This window comes from Streptomyces sp. NPDC008150, from assembly GCF_042956945.1.
Lineage (GTDB): Bacteria > Actinomycetota > Actinomycetes > Streptomycetales > Streptomycetaceae > Streptomyces.
The window spans coordinates 154,619-174,638 of record NZ_JBIBHJ010000005.1; the positions used below are offsets into that span (position 1 = coordinate 154,619).

Consider the following 20,020-nt stretch of genomic DNA (forward strand, 5'->3'; position numbering starts at 1 on the left):
GGTTCCTTACCCTTCGCGTCCGGTTCGCCCGCTTTCGCGTCCCGCCGACGCGGCACGGGCCGCCAGGGTCGCGAGCCACACGGCGGTGAGCGCCGCGAGGGGTGTCGCGGCCAGGTAGAGCAGGCCGGTGGCGGCGCGCCCGGAGTCGACGAGCCAGCGGGTGTCGACGCCGTACGTCGAGAAGGTGGTGTAGCCGCCGAGCACACCGGTGCCGAGGAAGGGGCGCACCAGCCGGTGCGGGCGCCGGACCTCCGTGACGACGACCATCAGCACACCCATCAGCGCGCAGCCCGTGACGTTCACCCAGAACGTCGTCCACGGGAATCCGCCGGGCCGGGCGGGCCACCACAGGCCCGCCGCGTACCGGGCGGTGGCGCCGAGCGCGCCGCCGGCCGCGACCACCGCGACGAAGGGGGCCTGGCCGCGCAGGAGGGGCGGCGGCGCGGGGCGGGGGCGGGCGGCCTCGCCGCTCTCGGCGTCGGGGGCGGTCATCCGCGTACGTCTCCTGATCGACGGCGGTCGCGGGGCGCGGACCGGGGCGGGCAGGGACCGTCGGCGGCGTCCGTGCCGCGGTTCGGATACGGCGGGCCCCACCGCCGTGCCGCGGCGCGACGCGGAGCGTCACAAGATCACGGCCGGGACAGGTTAACGCGTCCGGAGCCCGGGACGGACGGAGCGCGGGGGCGGGCCGCGGTGGTTCCGGTCACCGCCGGCCCGCCCCCGGCCCGGTCAGCGGTGGCCGAACCAGGTCATGGCCGGCAGTGCCCGGTCGTCGTAGCCGAACAGGGCCTGGTTCTCCCAGCCGTTGCCGGAGGAGGCGTCGGTGGGGTCCCAGCCGTTGCCGGCGACGGCGGTCCAGGTGGCCTCCCAGTAGAAGACGCCGAGGCCGCGGCCGTTCGGCACGGCCTCCACGATGTTCATGACGTCCCGCAGCCAGGCCGCCTGCCCGGCCGTGGTCGCGGGGTAGCCGGCGACCAGTTCACCGGTGGTGTCGATGATGTTGGTGAGCGCGTCCTCGCTGTCCAGGCGGAACGGGTAGGCCGTCTCGGCGACGTAGACCGGCTTGCCGTAGCGGGCGGCCGCGTCGTCGAGGGTGGTCTGGAAGTCGGCGAGCGAGCCGTGCCAGTAGCCGTAGTAGGAGAGGCCGATCACGTCGAACCGGGCGCCGTTCGCGACCGCGTTGTCGAACCACCAGCGGGTGCCCGCCTCGTCGCCGCCGTTGGCGATGTGCAGGGCGACCGCGGTGGACGAGGAGACCGCCTTGGCCGCGCTGTAGCCGGAGTTGAGCAGCCCCACCAGTTGCGTCCAGTTGCTGGTCGAGCCCTCGTCCCACAGGAGGCCGGCGTTGATCTCGTTGCCGATCTGCACCATGTCGGCCGTGGTGCCCTGCGCCTTCAGGGCGTTGAGGACGTCGTACGTGTGGTTGTAGACGTCGGTCCTGAGCTGGCTGTACGTGTGGCCGGACCACGCGGCGGGCTTGGTCTGGGTGCCGGGGTCGGCCCAGGTGTCCGAGTAGTGGAAGTCGACGAGGAGCTTCATGCCCTGCGCCTTGATGCGCTTGGCCATGGCGAGGACGCGGGCCTTGTTGTTGTAGCCGTCGGCGGGGTTCACCCAGACCTTGAGGCGGGCGTAGTTCATCCCCGCGGACCTCAGGATGGTGAGCGCGTCGCCCGCGGTGCCCGAGCTGGTGCGGTAAGTGCCGCCGTACGCCTCGCTCTTGGCGAGGGAGGAGATGTCGGCGCCCTTGACGGCGACCCCGGTGGCGGAACCGGCCGCGAACGTCAGGTCGTCGACGTTGATCCAGTTCCCGGCGTTCGCGTCGGAGACGACGCCGACCGTGCACCGGCCGGTGGTGACGTTGACGGGCACCACCAGGTGGATCCAGCCGGCGGCGGAGACCGGCAGGTCGGTGCGCTGCTCGGCGCCGCCGCAGTTCCTGAGGGCGAGGTAGGCGGAGTTCTGGCCGCCGCCCGAGCGCACCCAGGCGGTGAGGCGGTAGGCCCCGTTGGTGAGCCCGGTCAGGGACTGGTACGTCTCCACCTTGTACGCGGAGGCGGCGTAGTGCGTGAGGCGGTAACTGCCGCTGTGGCCGCCGGACTCCGTGTACGAGGCGGCCGTGTTTCCGGACTCCGACCACCCGGTGGGGGTGGCGGCTCCCGAACTGTCGCTCTCGAAGCCGGAGTTGGTGAGGGTGCTCGCCGCGTGCGCGCTCTGGGCGGGCACGGCGGTGAGGGCGAGTCCCGCCACCAGGGGCAGCAGCAGGGCGGTGAGGGTGCGTCTGGGATGGAACATCGTCGTTCGTCGTCCCTTCGACGTGGGGACGGGCGGTCCCCGGGTGGTCCCGGCGCCTCGGCGGCACCGGGGACCCGCGCCCGGCGGCTCGTGCGCGGACGGGCACGGGAGTCTGTGGGGTGCCGCGGGGAGGACGCCCGGCCCGGCGTGCGCGCCCTCCCCGTCGGCGGCCTCAGCCGTCGAGCCGGACGACCCGGACGGCCTCCGCGGGGACCACGAGGCGGCCCGCGGCCCGTTCGCCGGTGAGCAGTTCGGTGCCCGGCGCCTCCAGCGGCACCTTCGCGTCCGACGCGGTGTGGTTGACCGCGAACAGGTAGCTGCCCGAATCGCCGCTGCGGCGCACCACTTCGACGTCGCGGGGCAGGGCCGCGCGGGGCGCGATCCGGGCGTCCTCGGCAGCGGCGCCGAGCAGCACGTCCAGCGCCCCGGGGGCCAGGCGCGTGGACAGGTACCAGGCGGTGCCCCGCCCGAGCCGGTTGCGGGTGACGGCCGGGCGGCCGGCCACGAGGCCGTCGGTGTACGTCCACACCGTCTCCGCGCCGCGCGGCACCACGAACTCGCTCCAGACGTCGCCGGTCAGTTCGGCACCGCCGGGCCCGCGCAGCCGCACACCCCCGCCCGCCGGCAGCGGGTTGAACTCCTCGACGGTCAGGCCGAGTACGTCCCGCAGCGGTCCCGGGACGGGGCCGTCGTGCACGGCGTCGTGCTCGTCGACGATGCCCGAGAAGTAGGACACGACGAGGGTGCCGCCGTTCTCGACGTAGTCGCGCAGGTTCGCGCCGGCCGCCTCCGTCATCAGGTAGAGCGCGGGCACCACCACCAGGGGGTACGCCGACAGGTCGGCCTCGGGGTGGGCGAAGTCGACGGTGAGATGGCGGTCGTAGAGGGCCTCGTAGAACGCGTCGGCGCGTTCGCGGGGGTCGTGGTCCTCGCTCGGGTGCCACTGGAGGTTCTGCGCCCACCAGGACTGCCAGTCCCACAGCACGGCCACGTCGGCCTCGGTGCGGGTGCCGCGCACGGCGCCCAACGCCTCGACGGCCGCGCCGAGTTCGACGACCTCGCGCCACACGCGGGTGTCGGTGCCGCCGTGCGGGAGCATCGCCGAGTGGAACTTCTCCGCGCCGCGCCGTGACTGGCGCCACTGGAAGAACAGCGCGCCCTCGGAGCCGCGCGCCACGTGCGCGAGGGAGTTGCGGGCCATCTGGCCGGGGGCCTTGGCGGGGTTGCGGGGCTGCCAGTTGACGCCCGAGGTGGAGTGTTCGAGCAGCAGCCAGGGCGCGCCGCCGGCGACCGAGCGGGTCAGGTCGGCGGCCATGGCGAGGTTGACGTGGGTGCGGCGGCCGTCGGTGATCAGGTAGTGGTCGTTGGTGACGACGTCGACCTCGCGGCCCCAGGCCCAATAGTCGACGGAGTCGCACTGGCTGAGCGCGGTCATGAAGTTGGTGGTGACGGGCACGCCGGGCGCGAGCCGGTGCAGGATGTCGCGCTCCATCACGAAGTTCTCGCGCAGGGTCGCGTCGGCGAACCGCCGGTAGTCCAGTGCCTGGGCCGGGTTGCCGACCGTGGGGGTGGCGCGCGGCGGGTCGATCTCGGCGAAGGACGCGTAGCGCTGGCCCCAGAAGGCCGTCCCCCAGGCTTCGTTGAGGGCGTCGACGCTGTCGTACGTGCGGGCCAGCCACCGCCGGAAGTGGGCGGCGCAGGAGTCGCAGTAGCAGGCCGAGACGGGGACGCCGTACTCGTTGTGGACGTGCCACATGGCCAGCGCCGGGTGGTCCGCGTAGCGCTCGGCGAGCCGCGTGGTGATGTCGGCGGCGGCCGCGCGGTAGCCGGCGTTGCTGTGGCAGATGGCGCCGCGGGAGCCGAAGGAGAACCGCGTTCCGTCGGCGGTGACCGGCAGCGCGTCGGGGTGGGCGCGGTAGAACCAGGCGGGCGGGGCAACCGTGGGGGTGCCGAGGTCGACGCGGACGCCGTTCGCGTGCAGGAGGTCCAGAACGTCGTCGAGCCAGCCGAACTCGTGGGCGCCCGGGGCGGGTTCGAGCAGGGACCAGGCGAAGATGCCGACGCTCACGAGGTTGACGCCGGCCTCGCGCATCAGCCTCGCGTCCTCGTCCCACACGTCCCGCGGCCACTGCTCGGGGTTGTAGTCCCCGCCGAAGGCGAGCCCGGACGGGCCGCGGGGTGCGCGGGGGGTGGTCTCCGGCATCGATCTCTCCCGTTTTTTCAATCATTTGGGAACGTGCACACACGGCGCCAGGGCCGTGAGCCCAACATAACCGCACAGCAACAACCATTGACAAGTGTCCTGGATGTTTCTCTACTGTGAACGCTCACAGAAGCGTGGCAGGCCCTCGCAACGACGTGGGGGCCCTGGTCAGGGGAGAGTTCCATGCGTTCCATGCCGAACAGACAGCACCCGCACCTCCGTCGCTGCGCGGCCTCGGCCGTCGCCGTCGCGCTCGGCGCCACCGCACTCGTCGCCTGCGGATCGTCCGACGACGACAGCGACGGCGCCTCCGGTCCCGTCTCGCTGACGTACTGGACCTGGACGCCCGGCATGGACAAGGTCGTCGACCTGTGGAACGCGGGGCCGGGCAAGAAGCAGCAGATCAAGGTCGTCGTGAAGAAGCAGGCGTCCGGCGACTCGCTGGTCACCAAGATCCTCACCGCCCACAAGGCCAAGAAGGCGCCCGACCTGGTGCAGGCCGAGTACCAGGCACTGCCGACCCTGGTCAGCAACGACGCGCTCGCCGACATCTCCAAGGCCGCCGGCGACGCGAAGAAGGAGTTCGCGGACGGCGTCTGGCAGCAGACGACGCTCGGCACCGACAAGGTCTACGCGATACCCCAGGACATCGGGCCGATGATGTTCTACTACCGCGCCGACCTGTTCAAGAAGTACGGCCTTCACGTCCCCACCACCTGGGACGAGTTCGCCGCGACCGCGCGCGCCCTGAAGAAGAAGTCGCCGGACACGGACCTGACGACCTTCTCCGCCAACGACTCCGGCCTGTTCGCCGGACTCGCCCAGCAGGCCGGTGCCAAGTGGTGGACCACGTCCGGCGACAAGTGGAAGGTGGGCATCGACGACACCGCCACGCGGAAGGTCGCCGACTTCTGGGGCGGCCTCGTCAAGGAGGGCGCCATCGACAACCAGCCGATGTACACGCCCGCCTGGAACAAGGCCCTCGACACCGGCAAGCAGATCGCCTGGGTCAGCGCCGTGTGGGCGCCCGGCACCCTGACCACGGCCGCGCCCGACACCAAGGGCAAGTGGGCGATGGCCCCGCTCCCCCAGTGGTCCGCGGGCGAGAACGTGACCGGCAGCTGGGGCGGTTCGTCCACGGCGGTCACCACGGACTCCAAGAACCGCGACGCCGCCGCGAAGTTCGCCGCCTGGCTGAACACCGACGGCGCCGCGCTGACCGCCCTCGCCAAGGAGGGCGGCATCTACCCGGCCGCCACCGACGCCCAGACGTCCGGCGCCTTCACCAGCCCGCCCGCGTACTTCTCGAACCAGGCGGACTTCTACACCGAGGCCGCCAAGATCGCGAAGACCACGGCACCGTCCGCCTGGGGCCCGAACGTGAACGTCGCCTACGGCTCCTTCAACGACGCCTTCGGCGCCGCCGCCAAGAACAAGTCGGACTTCGGGGCCGCCCTGCGGACCATGCAGGACGCCACGGTCGCCGACCTGAAGAAGCAGGGCTTCGGGGTCACCGGATGAGCACGCCGCGCAGCGGGTCGTACGGGGTCAAGGGGGCCCCGTACGCCTTCCTCCTTCCCGCGGTCACCCTCTTCCTGCTGTTCTTCGCGCTTCCCATCGGCTACGCGCTCTGGCTCAGCCTGCACAAGGTGCACGTCTCCGGCCTGGGCCTCGGCGCGGGCGCGCGCAAGGAGGTCTGGGCGGGGCTGGAGAACTACACCGACGCCCTCACCGACAGCGAACTCCTGCGCGGCGCCCTGCGGGTGCTCGGCTACGGGTGCCTGGTGGTCCCCCTGATGCTCGGCCTCGCGCTGCTCCTCGCGCTGATGCTGGACAGCGAACGGGTGCGGCTCGCCCCGTTCACCCGGCTCGCGATCTTCCTGCCGTACGCGGTGCCCGGCGTGGTCGCGGCCCTGCTGTGGGGCTTCCTCTACCTGCCCGACGTCAGCCCGTTCTACTACGTCCTGGACCGGCTCGGCCTGCCGCAGCCCGACCTGCTGGACGGCGGCCCGCTCTATCTCGCGCTCACCAACATCGCGGTGTGGGGCGGCACCGGCTTCAACATGATCGTCATCTACACCTCGCTGCGGGCGATCCCCGCCGAGGTGCACGAGGCCGCAAAGCTCGACGGCGCGACGCCGTTGCAGGTCGCGCTGCGGATCAAGATCCCGATGGTGGCGCCGTCGCTGGTGCTCACCCTCTTCTTCTCGATCATCGCGACGCTCCAGGTGTTCAACGAGCCCACCACCCTCAAACCGCTCACCAACTCCGTCTCCACCACCTGGAGTCCGCTGATGAAGGTGTACCAGGACGCCTTCGCCAAGGGAGACGTCTACGCCGCCGCGGCGGAGGCGACACTGATCGCCCTCGCCACGCTGCTGGTGTCGTTCGCCTTCCTGCGCACCGCCAACCGACGCCGTCAGCAGGAGGCAGCACGATGAGTACGCCGGCCGTCAGCGACGCCGCCCCGGCCGTCCTTCCCGCCGCGGACACCGCGTCCGGCACCGCGCGGAGCCCCTCCCGGCCCCGCAGGACCGCGCTCGTCCCGACGGTGACCCTGCTGCTCGGCGCCCTGTACTGCCTGCTGCCCGTCGCGTGGGTGGTGATCGCCGCCACCAAGTCGGGGCGCGAGCTGTTCTCCACGTTCACGTTCCTGCCGGGCAGCGGATTCACGGACAACGTGAGGGAGTTGAGCGCCTACCGCGGCGGCCTCTACTGGAAGTGGATGGGCAACTCCGCCCTGTACGCGGGGCTCGGCGCGGTCCTGTCCACCGCCGTGTCCGCGTTGAGCGGGTACGCGCTCGCCGTCTACCGGTTCCGCGGCCGGGAGAGCCTGTTCAACGTCCTGCTGGCGGGCGTGCTCATGCCGCCGGTGATCCTCGCGGTGCCGCAGTACCTGCTGCTGGCGAAGGCGGACCTCACGGACTCCTACCTGTCCGTGCTGCTGCCGCTGGTGCTCTCCCCGTACGGCGTCTACCTCAGCCGCATCTACGCGACGGCCGCCGTGCCGTCCGAGATGGTCGAGGCCGGGCGGATGGACGGGGCGGGCGAGTGGCGGATCTTCACCAGGATCGCGCTGCCGATGATGGTGCCGGGCCTGGTGACGGTGTTCCTGTTCCAGTTCGTCGCCGTGTGGAACAACTTCCTGCTGCCGTACATCATGCTGAGCGACGACGAGAAGTTCCCGGTCACGCTCGGCCTGTACACCCTGCTCGAACAGGGCTCCAACACCCCGGCGCTGTACACGCTGGTGATCACGGGCGCGCTGCTCGCGGTCGTCCCGCTCGTCGCCCTGTTCCTCGTGGTGCAGCGGTTCTGGAGCCTCGACCTGCTGTCCGGAGCCGTAAAGTCATGACCATGAACAACACGGGGGGCCGGCGCAAACCGCCGACGATCCACGACGTGGCGCGCGAGGCGGGAGTCTCACGAGGCACCGTCTCCCGCGTCCTCAACGGCGGCCACTACGTGAGCCCGTCCGCCCAGGAAGCGGTCAACTCCGCGATCCGCAGGACGGGTTACGTCGTGAACCGGCACGCCCGCTCGTTGATCACCGGCCGCTCCGACTCGGTCGGCTTCCTGCTGACCGAGCCGCAGGAGCGGTTCTTCGAGGACCCCAACTTCAACGTCCTGCTGCGCGGCTGCACCCAGGCACTCGCGGCGCACGACATCCCGCTGCTGCTCATGCTGGCGGGCACCAAGGACGAACGGCGGCGCATCACCCGGTACATCACCGCCGGGCACGTCGACGGGGTGCTGCTGGTCTCCAGCCACTCCGGCGATCCGGTCGCGGAGGAACTGCGCGCGGCCGGCGTCCCCCTCGTCGCGTGCGGCAAGCCCATCGGGCTCGGATCCAAGGTGAGTTACGTGGCGGCCGACGACCGCGACGGGGCGCGCGACATGGTCCGGCACCTGCTCTCGCTGGGCCGCCGCCGGATCGGCGTGGTGACCGGGCCGCTGGACACCCCGGGCGGCGTCGAACGCCTCGCCGGCTACCGGGAGGTGCTCGCCGAGGCGGGCGTCGCGGTGGACGAGGACCTGGTCGCGTCCGGCGACTACAGCCGGGCGAGCGGCGAGGCGGCGGCCGAGCAACTCCTCACCCGCGCACCGGACATGGACGCCGTGTTCGTCGCGTCCGACCTGATGGCACTGGGCGTGCTCGCGGCCCTGGGGCGCGCCGGGCGCCGGGTTCCCGAGGACGTCGCGGTGGGCGGGTTCGACGACTCGCCCGCGGCGCTCGCCGGCCACCCGGCGCTGACCACGATCCGGCAGCCCTGGGACCGCATCAGCGCGGAGATGGTGCGGGTCCTGCTGGCGCAGGTCGGCGGTGAGGACCCGGCGACGGTGATCCTGCCGACCGAACTGGTCCGGCGCGACTCCGCCTGAGCACTCCGGAGAGGTTTTGCGCGGAGGTGGGGCGGGCTTTGCCAACACCCTCCGCCGATGCTACGAGCGCATTAACATGCGATGCATGGCAGGCAACGCGGCAGGCACCCGGCTGGAGCAGCGGTGGCGGGATCTCCTGTCGGTGCACGCGCGCACGCTGTGCGAGATCGACCGCGCGCTGCATCCGTACGGTCTGGGTGCCAGCGACTTCGAGGTGCTCGACGTCCTCGCCTCGGCGCCGCCCGGCCCCGGCGACCGGTGCCGGGTGCACCGTCTGGTGGGGCGGGTCCATCTGAGCCAGAGCGCGCTGTCGCGGCTGCTCGCGCGGCTGGAGAGGGACGAACTCGTGGAGCGGTCGGAGTGCGCCGAGGACCGGCGCGGGGTCCGGGTCCGGCTGACCGCCAAGGGCCGCTCCCTGCACGCGCGCGTGCAGCCGTTGCAGCGCGAGGTGCTCGCCAGGATGCTCGACGGCGACCCCGGCGCGGAGACCGCGGCGGACCCGGCGACCGCGGTGCCGGTGCCCGGGGTCCGCACTCCCGCGTCGGCGGGTCGTACACGAACCGCGCCCGGGGGCTGACCCCCGGGCGCGGACGTGCGGCGGCGTGCGTCAGGCCCGTACCAGCAGGGTGCGGACGCCCTGCGAGCTGAGGGTCAGGCGGTGCTCCGAGCTGCCGTCGATGGTCAGCCAGAGGTCGTCGGCCGGCCACTGGGAGGCGAGCGCGCCCAGCGGCACCAGGCGGTAGCGCGACACCTCGGGCAGCAGGCCGGCCAGCTCGCCCTCCGACGTGAACACCGGGACCACGGGGCCGCCTCCTTCCGGGCTCTCCAGCACCGGCAGCGCGACGGCCGTCGGGTCGGTGGCCTGTTCGTCGGCGACGTCGTCGGGCACGGGCACGAGCACGTCGCTGCCGGCGAGCGTGTCCAGTGCCCCCTGGTCCTCCGTGTTGGCGGCGAGCACGTCGAGCGCGCGCCGGGCCGGTGTGGCGGTGTTGTCGTACGCGGGTGTCTCCATGGCAGATCCCTGGTATCCCCTGCTGTAGGCGGTGGTACGCCGCTGCGGACCGGGCCCGTCGGGCCCGGTCCGGGTCAGCGGTCCTGCTTGCCTACCCGGACTCGCCACGGGCATTCAAAGCCGTTCGTGAGGATCGCGTGCCCGCCTCACGCACCGCCCGCCGGATCGAACCAGGCGGGCCCGCCGGCCAGCGCCTGCTTGACGCGGAAGCGCCCGAACTCGCCGATGTCGGGAAGGGCGTCCACCGCGAACCAGGCGACGTCCAGCGACTCGTCGTCGTTGACGCGGGCCTCGCCGCCCACCGCGCGGCAGCGGAACGTGATGTCCATGTACTGGCAGACGTCGCCGTTCTCGTACGTGACCGGCTCCAGCGCCTGCGCCAGGACGAGCCGCTCCACGACGCAGCGCACCGCGGTCTCCTCCTCCACCTCGCGCACCGCGCAGGCCGCGGGCTGCTCGCCCGGATCGGGCAGGCCGCCGATCACCGACCACCTGCCGGTGTCGGTGCGCCGGTTGAGCAGGACGCGGCCGTCGTCGTCGAGGACGACGGCGGTGACCCCCGGGAGCCACAGCAGTTGCCTGCCGGCGGACGCCCGGAGGGTACGGATGAAGTCAGGAGTCGCCATGCGTCCGACCCTACGGGCTGTCCGCCGCGCGCCCCTTCCCCCGCCGACGGCGCGTGCCCGGCGTACCGCTACACGCCACGGGCGCGCCGCCCGCGCACCCCGGCGCCGATCGCCAGGCCGAGGCCGGCCGCCGCGACCGCGCAGAGCACCATCTCCGGCAGGATGCCGAGGCGGGTCGCGGGCGTCTCGGAGGTGCGCAGCGGCACCTTCTGCACCAGCGAGTCGGCGACGAACATGCCGGTCCGTTGGCTGACCGTGCCGTCCGGCAGGATGATCGCGCTGACGCCGCTGGTCACCGGGACGGTGACGGTACGGCTGTGCTCCACGGCGCGGACGCGGGACATCGCGAGCTGCTGGTAGGTCATCTCGCTGCGGTCGAAGGTCGCGTTGTTGCTGGGCACGGAGATCATCTCGGCGCCGTGCGTGACGGTGTCGCGCACCGCCCAGTCGAAGGCCGCCTCGTAGCAGGTGGCGAGGCCGACCTTGGTGCCGTCCATGGTGAAGACGCCGGGCTTCGTACCCCGGCTGAAGTCCTGGGCGACCATCGACGTCCAGTTCTTGTTGATGGCGCCGACCAGCGAACGCAGCGGCAGGTACTCGCCGAACGGCTGGACCTGGCGCTTGTCGTAGGTGTTCACGGGGCCCTTGACCGGGTCCCAGAGGATCTGCTCGTTGTAGAGCTTTCCGCCGCGCTCGACGACGGAACCGACCGAGATCGGCGCGTCGATCGCCTTGGCGGCCCCGTCGATCACGGCCCACGCGTCGGCGTACTCGAAGGGGTCGATGTCGGAGGAGTTCTCCGGCCACAGCACGAAGTCCGGCTTGGCGACCTTGCCCGCCCTGACCTCGGCGGCCAGGCGCTCGGTCTCCCGCGCGTGGTGGTCGAGCACCGCGCGGCGCTGGGCGTTGAACTCCAGCCCGGCGCGCGGCACGTTGCCCTGGATGACGGCGACGGTGGCGGTGCCGTCCTCGGCCTTGTCGCTGACCAGCGCCCGCGCCGCCAGCGCGCCGCCGAGCGGGACGGCGACGGTGAGCACGGCCGCGGCGGCGGCCCCGGTGCGCAGGGCGCCGGTCCGGCGCCCCTCGACGACCTGCCGCACCGCCTCGCAGAGGCCGAAGCCGCACAGGACGACGCCGAAGCCGAGTACGGGCGTGCCGCCCACGGCGGCCAGCGGGAGGAACACGCCGTCCGCCTGGCCGAAGGCGATCTTGCCCCAGGGGAAGCCGCCGAAGGGGACGCGGGCGCGTACCGCCTCGCCCGCGATCCACAGCGCGGCGGCCCACACCGGCCACACCGGCAGCCGCGACACCGCGGCGATGCCCACGCCGACCAGGGCGACGAACACCGCTTCGACCGCGACCAGGGCGATCCAGGGACCGGAGCCGACCTCGACGCCGGTCCACACCAGCAGCGGCAGCAGGAAGCCCAGGCCGAACAGGTAGCCGAGGCCGAGGGCCGCCTTCCAGCTCCGGCCGCGCAGCACCCAGCCGAGTCCGGCGAAGGCGGGCAGCGCCAGCCACCACAGGGTGCGCGGCGGGAAGCTGACGTAGAGCAGCAGCCCGCAGAGCGCGGCCGCGGCGGCCGGGACGGAACGGGCGAGCTTCGTGCGCCAAGGCCGGGCGGGGGACTGCGTCTGCGTCCCGTCCGTGTCGTCGGCGGAAGTTGCGGTGACGGTCACCCCGGGAGTGTACGGCCGGCCCCTTTGACGCAGGCCGGGCGGTGCGCGGCCCCTCCCGGGGCCGTCGGCGGGAGGGGCCGGCGCCGCCGCCCGTACCCGTGGCGTCCAACCCGTCCCGCCGGGACCCGGGGGCGGTTACGGTGTGGCCTGACCCGTGTCGTGCGACGGGGCACGGCGGGGGCGTGGACCGGCGGGGGCCGGTCGGCGGGGTCGGGGGGCTACGAGGTGCGGTCCACGGGATTGGTGCCGGCGGACGGGGTGTCCGCGGGGGGCGACAGACGCGACGTCTCCGACGTGGTCGGGGTGCTGGTGCTCGGCGGCTGCGCCGTCTGGTCGCTGGTCACGGCGGCTTTGCGGGACGGCCGCCCGGAGGGGGTGCTGCTCGCCGTGCTGGCCGTGAGCGCCGGGTACGCGGCCGGGCGCATCGGCGGCGCGCTGCTGCCGGTGGCCGTGCCGGCGGCCTGCGCGCTGGCCGGGCCGGTGGTGACGCTGGCCGCGCCGGGGCTCGATCCGGGCCGGGGGTTCGCCGTGCCGCTCGGGCACCTGGGCGCCACCGCCGCGCTGCTGACCCTCTCGGCGGGCGCCGCCTGCTGTGCCGCCTGGGCCACCCCGGTGCCCGGGGTGCGGACCGCCCTGCGGCTGCTGGCCGCCGGGATCGCGGTGGCGGCCGGGGTGGCGGGCTCGGTGACCGGGTGCGTGTGCTGCGCCGCGGTGCTGGTGTGCTCGCTCGGGGCGGGCCGGGTGCGGCGCGGCCCGGGGGTCGCGGCGCTGACCCTGCTGACCGCACTCGCGGCCGGGGCGGCCTGGGCGGTGGCCGCGGACGTGCTGCCGGAGGGTCTCACCGAGTCGGCGGCCGGCGGCCTGTCGAGCCGCCGGGTGGGGCTGTGGCACGACGCGTGGCGGCTCGCGCGCTCGCACTGGCTGCTCGGGGTGGGCCCCGGGCGCTTCGGCCAGTCCGGCACCGCGGTCGCCGCAGCCGACGGCACCCCGCACTCGGCACCGCTCCAGATGGCCGCCGAACAGGGACTCGCCGGGGTGGCCCTGCTGGCGGCCGCGTTCTGCTGGTTGCTGTACGCGCTGTGGCGCACCGACCGGCCGGCGCCGCAGGCACTCACCGCGGGCGTGGCCCTGAGCCTGCTGGCGGTGGTCGCGTCGGTCGGCAACGCGCTGAGCTTCACGGCGGTGACGGCGGGCGCGGGAGTGCTGGCGGGGCTGGCCACGGCGCATCCGCTCGCGGAGGAGGCGGAGTCCGGCGCGCGCCCGCCCCGGGATGGACCGGCGGAGTGACGCGCCCCGGCCGGGCGGGGCGGGTCAGACCGGTCAGACCGCGCCGGGCGTGGTCGGGGTCGTGGGCGTCGCCGGGCGCAGCCGGTCCCGGATGACGCGCACCGCGGACTCGGCGTTGTCGACCGTCACCGTGAAGGTGTGGCCGTCCCACAGGCGCAGCACGATGCCCTCGCCGCGCCGCACGACGACGGCGGTGCCCTTCTCGGGCAGCCAGCGGTAGCCCCAGCCGCCCCAGTGGCGCGGGGTGACCAGGGGCGCGAAGTCGGCGCCCGCGACGTGGTCGAGGGGGATGCGGCGGCGCGGCAGCCCGATGTGCCCGCAGCGCACCTCCAGGCTGTCGTCGTCGACCCGCAGGGCGACGTGCACGAAGGCGAGGGTGCCGAAGAGGACCAGCAGGCCGGCCGCGATGCAGCCCACCACCGACATGGCGAGCGCGGTGACCCCGGACGTCCACGCCGAGACGACGGCGAGTTCGATGCCGAGCGCGACGCACGCGGCGCCGACCAGCGCCAGCAGCCACTGGACGCGGTTGGTGGCGCGGCCTGTCCATACGTCGGTGTGCGAGGTCTGCTCGCCCCGGGGGTGGTCCCTCATGGCTATGAGGTTACTCAGGTTTCCCTGCGCGGGTACCTCGTCGCACAGCGTGAACGTCCCGGTCCGCCGTACCGGGCGAAGGGGTGCGGCGAGGGTCCGCCGGCCGTCAGCGGGCGGGGGTGACGGCCCGCAGGGACCGGCCCTCGGCGTACTCGGCGGCCGCCGCGGGCAGTTCGCCGGGGCGTCCGCTGAGCAGGACGGTGAGGGTGCCGCCGGGGGCGGCGTCGGGCGCCGGGAGTTCACCGATCCGGCGCAGTGCCTGGGCGGCGACCGCGTCGGCCGAGCCGTGCAGGACGAGCGGCGGGCGGCCGGGGCGCTGGACGGCGGCGCGGATGCGCTCGGCAACCAGTTCGTAGTGGGTGCAGCCGAGGACGACGGTGCCGACGTCGTCGGGGGTGAGGGCCGCGGCGGCGGCGACGGCCGCGTCGATCGCCTCGGCGTCGGCGTGCTCCACGGCCTCGGCGAGTCCGTGGCAGGGCACCTCGGTGACGGTGGCACCCGTCGCGTGGTCCCGGATCAGCCCGCGCTGGTAGGGGCTGCCGGTGGTGGCGGGGGTGGCCCAGATCGCGAAGTGGCCGCCGCCGGCCGCGGCGGGCTTGATGGCCGGGACGGTGCCGACGACCGGGAGGCCGGGCTCCAGCAGCGCGCGCAGGGTGGGCAGGGCGTGCACGGTCGCGGTGTTGCAGCCGATGATCAGCGCGGCGGGGTCGTGCGCGGCGGCGGCCTCGGCGACGGCGACGGCCCGGCCGGTGAGGTCCTCGGGCGTGCGCGGACCCCAGGGCATGCCGTCGGGGTCGAGGGAGAGGACGAGATCCGCGTCGGGGCGCAGGCGCCGTACCGCCGCGGTGGCGGCCAGCAGTCCGATCCCGGAGTCCATGAGCGCGATCTTCACCCGGCCACCTTAGACGATGCCTTTCGCGAGCCGGCGGGTGCGGCAGACTGCGCACGTGAGCGCCATCGTGTGGATTGCCGCCGGATCACTCGTCGCCTGGCTGTGGCTGCTGCTGTGCCAGGGCTTCTTCTGGCGCACGGACGTCAGACTGCCGCCCGGCCGCCCGCCGGCCCGCTGGCCGTCCGTCGCCGTGGTGGTGCCGGCCCGCGACGAGGCGGCCGTGCTTCCGCTGAGCCTGCCGTCGCTGCTCGCGCAGGACTATCCGGGGCGGGCGGAGGTGTTCCTCGTCGACGACGGCAGCACCGACGGCACCGGTGATCTCGCCCGGGAGCTGGCGCGCACCCACGGCGGGCTGCCGCTGACGGTGACCACGCCCGGCGAGCCGCCCGCCGGGTGGACGGGCAAGCTGTGGGCGGTGCGGCACGGCATGTCCCTGGCCGCGGCGGGCGACCCCGAACACCTGCTGCTGACGGACGCCGACATCACCCACGCGCCGTACAGCCTGCGGGAGTTGGTGGCCGCGGCGGACACCGGGGGCTTCGACATGGTGTCCCTGATGGCACGGCTGCGCGTGGAGAGCGTGTGGGAGAGGCTCGTGGTGCCCGCGTTCGTCTACTTCTTCGCCCAGCTCTACCCGTTCCGCCGGATCGCGCGGAAGGGCGGGCGGACCGCGGCGGCGGCGGGCGGCTGCGTGCTGCTGCGCGCCGAGACCGCGCGGGCGGCCCGCGTCCCGGACTCCATCCGGCACGCGGTGATCGACGACGTGTCGCTCGCCCGGGTGGTCAAGGGCGGCGGCGGCCACATCTGGCTGGGGCTCGCCGAGGGCGTGGACAGCATCCGGCCCTACCCGCGGCTGCACGACCTGTGGCGGATGATCTCGCGCAGCGCGTACGCCCAACTGCGCCACAATCCACTGCTGTTGACGGGTACGGTCGCCGGTCTGGCCTGGGTGTACCTGGTGCCGCCGGCCGCCCTGGTGGCGGGACTCGCGACGGGCTCGGGCGTGGTCGCCGCGCTGGGCGGCCTCGCGTGGCTGGTGATGGCGGCGACGTACGTGCCGATGCTGCGCTACTACCGCCAGTCCCTGTGGCTCGCGCCCGCCCTGCCGTTCACGGCGTTCCTGTACCTGCTGATGACGGTCGACTCGGCGGTGCAGCACTACCGGGGCCGGGGCGCCGCCTGGAAGGGCCGCACCTACGCCCGGCCGGACGCGACGGCGGACGTGGTGCCCGAGGAGGGCTGAGCCGGCCCGGCCGGTCGCGGACCGGCCGGGGCGGCGGTGCTACTTGCGGCCCGGGGTCCAGTTCATGCCCCACCCGTAGACGCGGTCGACGGTGCGCTGGGGGCTGACCCCGCGCTCGGGGACCAGGTACTGGGCCTCGCGCTGGACGACCAGGTCGCCGCCGACGTTGCTGATCAGGGCGAGCGCGCAGACGGTGGAGGGCACGGTGCACTCGTCGAGGGAGAAGTCGACGGCGGCGCCCTGCTGCGGCTGGAGGGTGACGGTGGCGTGCAGGTCGGCGAAGGAGCGGGCCCCCTCGTAGATCGTCACGAAGACGAGGACGCGGCGGAACTTCGCCCTGTGGTCGAGATTGAGGGTGAGGTTCTCCCCCGCCTCGCTCCCGCCGGTGCGGTCGTCGCCGTCGAGATGGATGTACGGGGGCCGATCGAGCGACCCGAAGGCGTTGCCGAGCGCCTGGACGACGCCCTTGCTGCCGTCGGTCAGCTCGTACAGCGCGCACAGGTCGAGGTCGAGGTCCGCGTGGTCGGCGACGGCCCGCCCGCGCTTGCGCCCCCACCCCGAGAACTGCTTGCGCACCTGCCAGTTGAGGTTCACGCGCAGCGCGCCCGAGACGCCGCCCTGCTTGGCGAGCGACACGGACGGCGCCGCCTTGGTGAGCGTCACCTTGGTCAGCCGCACCGGCCCCGCGGGCGGCTCCGGCGGCCGGACCGTGACCGGGGGCGGCGGCGCGGTGACCGGCTTCGGGGGCGCGGCGGGCGGCAGCGGGGGCGCGGCGGGCGGGAGGGTGCCCGCGGGCGCCGACCGCGTTGCGGGCGTGGCGTGTTGGGGCTCGTCGACGGTGATCCCGAAGTCGGTGGCGAGCCCGGCGAGGCCGCTGTCGTAGCCCTGGCCGACGGCGCGGAACTTCCAGGCGCCCTGGCGGCGGTAGAACTCGCCGAGCACGAAGGCGGTCTCGACGGTCGCGTCGGCGCTCTCGAAGCGGGCGACGACGGTGTCCCCGGCGGCCTCACGCACCTCGACGTACAGGCCGGGCACCTGGCCGAAGGCGCCGCCGTCGGCGGAGGCCGCGACCACGACCGTCTCGATGCCGGGCTCCACGCGCGCGAGGTCGACGAGCAGGGTGTCGCGCACCTGCCCGCCGGTGTCCCGCTTGCCCTCGTGCCGGACCGCTCCGGAGGAGTGCTCGGGCTGGTTGTAGAAGACGAAGTCCGCGTCGGACCGCACCCGGCGCCCGGTCAGCAGCAGCGCCGAGACGTCCGCGTCGGGCACCCCGGGCCCCGACCGGCGCCCCATCTCGACACGCAGTGCCGCGGTCGGCACCGGTACGTTCGAACCTTTCGGCATCGCCCTGTCCGCACTCATCGGACCCCCTTCGCATCGGCTGCGACCGTACTCGGCGACGGCGGGCCGTGCGCCGTCGGCCGGTGTTCCCACGGTATTGCCGGGCACAGCCCGCTCCCACGGACGGCACAGAATTCGCGGCGGCCAACTCCCCTTAACCGACCGGGAACTAGCCCTTTACACGATCCGTACAGATGATGCCGCCCCTTTTTGCCGAATTCGCTCGCATTGGGGACGACAGGTCGCGCCCGACTCGGAAAACAACCCTCTTATCGGTCTCCCCAACCAGCACATCGTGGGCTTAACTTATGTGCCATGACCTCCCCCCGCTCCCCTTATGGCGGCGGCTACTACTCCGCCTCGTTCCCGGACACCCCGATCTACGACTCGCTCGTCGCCGAGCGGGGCACCCCGCAGATCGCGCCGATCCGGGTCCCCGCCGCGTACGACACGGGCGGCAGCCATCTGCCCGCGCTCCCCTCGGCGCTGCCGGCCCTGCCCGCGGGCCCCTCGCAGTCCTCCTACGGCTACCCGCAGATGCAGCAGCCGGCCCCGCTCCAGCAGGCCCCGGCCGCGTACATCCCGCAGCAGGCCGGCCCCCCGCGCGGCTACCCCGCCCAGCAGGCCCCGATGCCGCAGCGTCCCGTGCAGCAGCAGCGCCCGATGCAGCAGCAGCGCCCGGTGGCGCCCACCGGCTACGAGGCGATGCGCCCCACGGCGCCCCGCCCGGCCCCGGCCCCGTACCAGGACCCGTACAACCAGCAGCAGTACCGCGGGTACTGATCCGGGGGACCCGGCGCGTCCGGTGCCACCTGGCACGATGGGGTCATGGCACGTGCACAACTGCTCTCTCTGCACATTCACCCGGTCAAGGCCTTCCGGAGCCTCTCGCTCCGGGAGGCCTCCGTGGAGCCCTGGGGGCTGGCCGGGGACCGGCGCTGGGCGCTGATCGACGACGGGGGAAGGGTCGTCACCCAGCGCCAGCGGCCGCATCTCGCGCGGGCCGCCGCCTCCCCCGCACCGGGCGGCGGCATCGTGCTGTCCGGTCCCGGACGGGATCCGCTCACCGTCCCCGTGCCGCCGCCCGGCCCGACGGTGACCGCCGAGATCTTCGGCACCAAGGTCGAGGCGGTGCCCGCCGGCGACCCTGCGCACGCCTGGTGCAGCGCCTACGTGGGGGCGGACGTCCGCCTCGTGCACATGGACGACCCCGCCCACCGGCGCCCGGTCGACCCCGACCACGCACTGCCCGGCGAGACGGTCAGCTTCGCGGACGGCTTCCCGCTGCTGCTCACCTCGGCGTCCTCGCTCGACGCCCTCAACTCCCTTGTCGCGCAAGGGAAGTACGCAGCCGAGGGGCCGCTGCCGATGAACCGCTTCCGGCCGAACCTGGTCGTCACGGACACCGAACCGTGGGCGGAGGACGGCTGGTCGCGCGTCGCCGTCGGCGAGGTCGTCTTCCGCGCCGCCAGGCTGTGCGGCAGGTGCGTGGTCACCACCACCGACCAGGACACGGCGGAGCGCGGCCGCGAACCCCTCTTCACGCTCGGCCGGCACCGTCTCGTGGACGGCCGGCTGATGTTCGGGCAGAACCTGGTCCCCCTGACGGGCGGCACGGTCCGCGTCGGTGATCCCGTCCGGATCCTCGCGTAGGACCCGGATCCTCGCGCAGGAGCACCCGGCCCACGCCCGTTCCCCCGGCCCCGCGCCGCCCGGGAACCCGAACCCCGCGCCGGTCGTTGGGACTTGGTGAGAGGTTCATGAGGACACGGCGCGGGTGGGTCGCCTCTCCGCCACCCGCGCCCGTGTGCGCGGCCCCGCCGGGCCCGCGCGGGAAGGGGGTGCCGGCCCATGCGGGCGGTCACCGGTGTGTGGCGGTGGCGGCGCAATCCCCTGCGGCGCCCCACCGATCTCGCGGAGGCGTGGCTCGCCCTCGTCTCGCTGCTCCTCCTGCTCACTGTGGCCCCGCTGGTCGGCGCCCTGGTGGGCTCCGCCGCCCAGCACGCCCTCCAGCAATCGGTGCGCGTCCAGCACCGCACCCGCCACCAGGTCACGGCCACCGTGGTGCGCGAACTGGAGCAGACGCCCGCCGCCTTCGACCCCGACGGCACCTCCGCGCGCGAGATACGCAACAGGGTGACCGCCCGCTGGACGGCGCCCGACGGCACCGCGCGGCAGGGCCGGGCCGTGGCGGACCTGGCGTCACCGCGCCCCGGCGACCGCTTCGCGATCTGGACCGACGGGCGGGGCCGCGTGGTCGGGCCGCCCCTCGACGGCGTCACCGCGACCACGCACGCGGTCCTCGCCGGCGTCGGCTCGGCGCTGCTCGCCGCCGGCCTCGTGGAGGGCGCCCGGCGCACGGCCGTGTGGCGCATGGTCCGCCGCCGGCACGCCCGTTGGGACCGCGCGTGGCTGCGGGCCGGCCCCGACTGGGGACGCACCGGCGCGGGGAGCTGACCACCGGCCGC

Annotated in this window: 19 protein-coding genes; 10 read left to right on the forward strand and 9 right to left on the reverse strand. The window is 73.9% G+C overall.

What is annotated here, in order from left to right:
• Positions 1-6: 6 nt before the first annotated feature.
• The 3 genes from crcB to ACFZA0_RS14785 all read right to left on the reverse strand — a co-directional run bounded on the left by crcB (position 7) and on the right by ACFZA0_RS14785 (position 4,495).
• On the reverse strand, positions 7-492 hold the full coding sequence (gene crcB, locus ACFZA0_RS14775) for a fluoride efflux transporter CrcB (protein WP_391015745.1): 486 nt from the start codon (positions 490-492) through the stop codon (positions 7-9).
• 237 nt (positions 493-729) lie between these two features.
• On the reverse strand, positions 730-2,292 hold the full coding sequence (locus tag ACFZA0_RS14780) for a glycosyl hydrolase 53 family protein (protein WP_391015748.1): 1,563 nt from the start codon (positions 2,290-2,292) through the stop codon (positions 730-732).
• A 172-nt stretch (positions 2,293-2,464) separates the two neighbouring features.
• On the reverse strand, positions 2,465-4,495 hold the full coding sequence (locus tag ACFZA0_RS14785; protein ID WP_391015751.1) for a beta-galactosidase: 2,031 nt from the start codon (positions 4,493-4,495) through the stop codon (positions 2,465-2,467).
• 192 nt (positions 4,496-4,687) lie between these two features.
• Here ACFZA0_RS14785 and ACFZA0_RS14790 point away from each other — a divergent pair, with 192 nt between their 5' ends.
• The 5 genes from ACFZA0_RS14790 (at position 4,688) to ACFZA0_RS14810 (ending at position 9,455) form a co-directional block, all read left to right on the forward strand.
• On the forward strand, positions 4,688-6,016 hold the full coding sequence (locus tag ACFZA0_RS14790) for an extracellular solute-binding protein (protein ID WP_391015753.1): 1,329 nt from the start codon (positions 4,688-4,690) through the stop codon (positions 6,014-6,016).
• Positions 6,013-6,936, forward strand: a complete 924-nt coding sequence (locus ACFZA0_RS14795) for an ABC transporter permease subunit (RefSeq protein ID WP_391015756.1) — start codon at positions 6,013-6,015, stop codon at positions 6,934-6,936. The genes ACFZA0_RS14790 and ACFZA0_RS14795 overlap by 4 nt, the downstream gene beginning before the upstream one ends.
• Entirely contained in the window at positions 6,933-7,850 is a 918-nt protein-coding gene (locus ACFZA0_RS14800) for an ABC transporter permease subunit (RefSeq protein WP_391015759.1), read from the forward strand. The genes ACFZA0_RS14795 and ACFZA0_RS14800 overlap by 4 nt, the downstream gene beginning before the upstream one ends.
• Positions 7,847-8,878, forward strand: a complete 1,032-nt coding sequence (locus ACFZA0_RS14805) for a substrate-binding domain-containing protein (RefSeq protein ID WP_391015762.1) — start codon at positions 7,847-7,849, stop codon at positions 8,876-8,878. Before ACFZA0_RS14800 ends, ACFZA0_RS14805 begins: the two co-directional genes overlap by 4 nt.
• Positions 8,879-8,963: 85 nt before the next feature.
• A complete protein-coding gene (locus ACFZA0_RS14810) occupies positions 8,964-9,455 on the forward strand; it encodes a MarR family transcriptional regulator (RefSeq protein ID WP_391015765.1) in 492 nt (163 codons plus the stop codon).
• Positions 9,456-9,485: 30 nt separating this feature from the next.
• Here the strand turns inward: ACFZA0_RS14810 and ACFZA0_RS14815 are convergent, their stop codons facing one another.
• The 3 genes from ACFZA0_RS14815 to lnt all read right to left on the reverse strand — a co-directional run bounded on the left by ACFZA0_RS14815 (position 9,486) and on the right by lnt (position 12,195).
• The gene (locus ACFZA0_RS14815) at positions 9,486-9,890 is read right to left on the reverse strand and encodes an SseB family protein (protein WP_391015767.1); all 405 of its coding nucleotides are present in this window, start codon (positions 9,888-9,890) and stop codon (positions 9,486-9,488) included.
• A 146-nt stretch (positions 9,891-10,036) separates the two neighbouring features.
• Entirely contained in the window at positions 10,037-10,516 is a 480-nt protein-coding gene (locus tag ACFZA0_RS14820; RefSeq protein ID WP_391015769.1) for an NUDIX domain-containing protein, read from the reverse strand.
• Positions 10,517-10,584: 68 nt separating this feature from the next.
• Positions 10,585-12,195, reverse strand: coding sequence for an apolipoprotein N-acyltransferase (lnt, locus tag ACFZA0_RS14825; RefSeq protein WP_391015772.1), 1,611 nt, complete (start codon positions 12,193-12,195; stop codon positions 10,585-10,587).
• Positions 12,196-12,420: 225 nt separating this feature from the next.
• On the opposite strand from lnt, the gene ACFZA0_RS14830 reads away from it, so the two are divergent.
• Complete coding sequence (locus ACFZA0_RS14830; RefSeq protein WP_391015774.1) at positions 12,421-13,482, forward strand: O-antigen ligase family protein; 1,062 nt, start codon at positions 12,421-12,423, stop codon at positions 13,480-13,482.
• A gap of 33 nt (positions 13,483-13,515) precedes the next feature.
• Here the strand turns inward: ACFZA0_RS14830 and ACFZA0_RS14835 are convergent, their stop codons facing one another.
• Positions 13,516-14,076: a hypothetical protein gene (locus tag ACFZA0_RS14835; protein WP_391015777.1), complete on the reverse strand. Its 561-nt coding sequence runs from the start codon at positions 14,074-14,076 to the stop codon at positions 13,516-13,518.
• Positions 14,077-14,182: 106 nt separating this feature from the next.
• Complete coding sequence (locus ACFZA0_RS14840; RefSeq protein WP_391015779.1) at positions 14,183-14,968, reverse strand: aspartate/glutamate racemase family protein; 786 nt, start codon at positions 14,966-14,968, stop codon at positions 14,183-14,185.
• Between the two features lie 16 nt (positions 14,969-14,984).
• On the opposite strand from ACFZA0_RS14840, the gene ACFZA0_RS14845 reads away from it, so the two are divergent.
• Complete coding sequence (locus ACFZA0_RS14845) at positions 14,985-16,211, forward strand: glycosyltransferase (protein ID WP_391015781.1); 1,227 nt, start codon at positions 14,985-14,987, stop codon at positions 16,209-16,211.
• A gap of 39 nt (positions 16,212-16,250) precedes the next feature.
• Here the strand turns inward: ACFZA0_RS14845 and ACFZA0_RS14850 are convergent, their stop codons facing one another.
• Positions 16,251-17,573, reverse strand: a complete 1,323-nt coding sequence (locus ACFZA0_RS14850; RefSeq protein ID WP_391015784.1) for a TerD family protein — start codon at positions 17,571-17,573, stop codon at positions 16,251-16,253.
• A 294-nt stretch (positions 17,574-17,867) separates the two neighbouring features.
• Between ACFZA0_RS14850 and ACFZA0_RS14855 the strand changes: the two genes are divergently transcribed.
• The 3 genes from ACFZA0_RS14855 to ACFZA0_RS14865 all read left to right on the forward strand — a co-directional run bounded on the left by ACFZA0_RS14855 (position 17,868) and on the right by ACFZA0_RS14865 (position 20,009).
• Positions 17,868-18,335, forward strand: coding sequence for a DUF6643 family protein (locus tag ACFZA0_RS14855; RefSeq protein ID WP_391015786.1), 468 nt, complete (start codon positions 17,868-17,870; stop codon positions 18,333-18,335).
• 45 nt (positions 18,336-18,380) lie between these two features.
• On the forward strand, positions 18,381-19,205 hold the full coding sequence (locus tag ACFZA0_RS14860; RefSeq protein ID WP_391015789.1) for an MOSC N-terminal beta barrel domain-containing protein: 825 nt from the start codon (positions 18,381-18,383) through the stop codon (positions 19,203-19,205).
• 198 nt (positions 19,206-19,403) lie between these two features.
• The gene (locus ACFZA0_RS14865) at positions 19,404-20,009 is read left to right on the forward strand and encodes a hypothetical protein (protein ID WP_391015791.1); all 606 of its coding nucleotides are present in this window, start codon (positions 19,404-19,406) and stop codon (positions 20,007-20,009) included.
• The last annotated feature ends 11 nt before the right edge of the window (positions 20,010-20,020 follow it).

What these genes read in the sequence shown, in the direction of transcription:
- crcB (WP_391015745.1), bottom strand. Translation starts at nt 492, where the DNA reads ATGACCGCCCCCGACGCCGAGAGCGGCGAGGCCGCCCGCCCCCGCCCC.
- ACFZA0_RS14780 (WP_391015748.1), bottom strand. Translation starts at nt 2,292, where the DNA reads ATGTTCCATCCCAGACGCACCCTCACCGCCCTGCTGCTGCCCCTGGTG.
- ACFZA0_RS14785 (WP_391015751.1), bottom strand. Translation starts at nt 4,495, where the DNA reads ATGCCGGAGACCACCCCCCGCGCACCCCGCGGCCCGTCCGGGCTCGCC.
- ACFZA0_RS14790 (WP_391015753.1), top strand. Translation starts at nt 4,688, where the DNA reads ATGCCGAACAGACAGCACCCGCACCTCCGTCGCTGCGCGGCCTCGGCC.
- ACFZA0_RS14795 (WP_391015756.1), top strand. Translation starts at nt 6,013, where the DNA reads ATGAGCACGCCGCGCAGCGGGTCGTACGGGGTCAAGGGGGCCCCGTAC.
- ACFZA0_RS14800 (WP_391015759.1), top strand. Translation starts at nt 6,933, where the DNA reads ATGAGTACGCCGGCCGTCAGCGACGCCGCCCCGGCCGTCCTTCCCGCC.
- ACFZA0_RS14805 (WP_391015762.1), top strand. Translation starts at nt 7,847, where the DNA reads ATGACCATGAACAACACGGGGGGCCGGCGCAAACCGCCGACGATCCAC.
- ACFZA0_RS14810 (WP_391015765.1), top strand. Translation starts at nt 8,964, where the DNA reads ATGGCAGGCAACGCGGCAGGCACCCGGCTGGAGCAGCGGTGGCGGGAT.
- ACFZA0_RS14815 (WP_391015767.1), bottom strand. Translation starts at nt 9,890, where the DNA reads ATGGAGACACCCGCGTACGACAACACCGCCACACCGGCCCGGCGCGCG.
- ACFZA0_RS14820 (WP_391015769.1), bottom strand. Translation starts at nt 10,516, where the DNA reads ATGGCGACTCCTGACTTCATCCGTACCCTCCGGGCGTCCGCCGGCAGG.
- ACFZA0_RS14835 (WP_391015777.1), bottom strand. Translation starts at nt 14,076, where the DNA reads ATGAGGGACCACCCCCGGGGCGAGCAGACCTCGCACACCGACGTATGG.
- ACFZA0_RS14845 (WP_391015781.1), top strand. Translation starts at nt 14,985, where the DNA reads ATGCCTTTCGCGAGCCGGCGGGTGCGGCAGACTGCGCACGTGAGCGCC.
- ACFZA0_RS14850 (WP_391015784.1), bottom strand. Translation starts at nt 17,573, where the DNA reads ATGAGTGCGGACAGGGCGATGCCGAAAGGTTCGAACGTACCGGTGCCG.
- ACFZA0_RS14855 (WP_391015786.1), top strand. Translation starts at nt 17,868, where the DNA reads ATGACCTCCCCCCGCTCCCCTTATGGCGGCGGCTACTACTCCGCCTCG.
- ACFZA0_RS14860 (WP_391015789.1), top strand. Translation starts at nt 18,381, where the DNA reads ATGGCACGTGCACAACTGCTCTCTCTGCACATTCACCCGGTCAAGGCC.
- ACFZA0_RS14865 (WP_391015791.1), top strand. Translation starts at nt 19,404, where the DNA reads ATGCGGGCGGTCACCGGTGTGTGGCGGTGGCGGCGCAATCCCCTGCGG.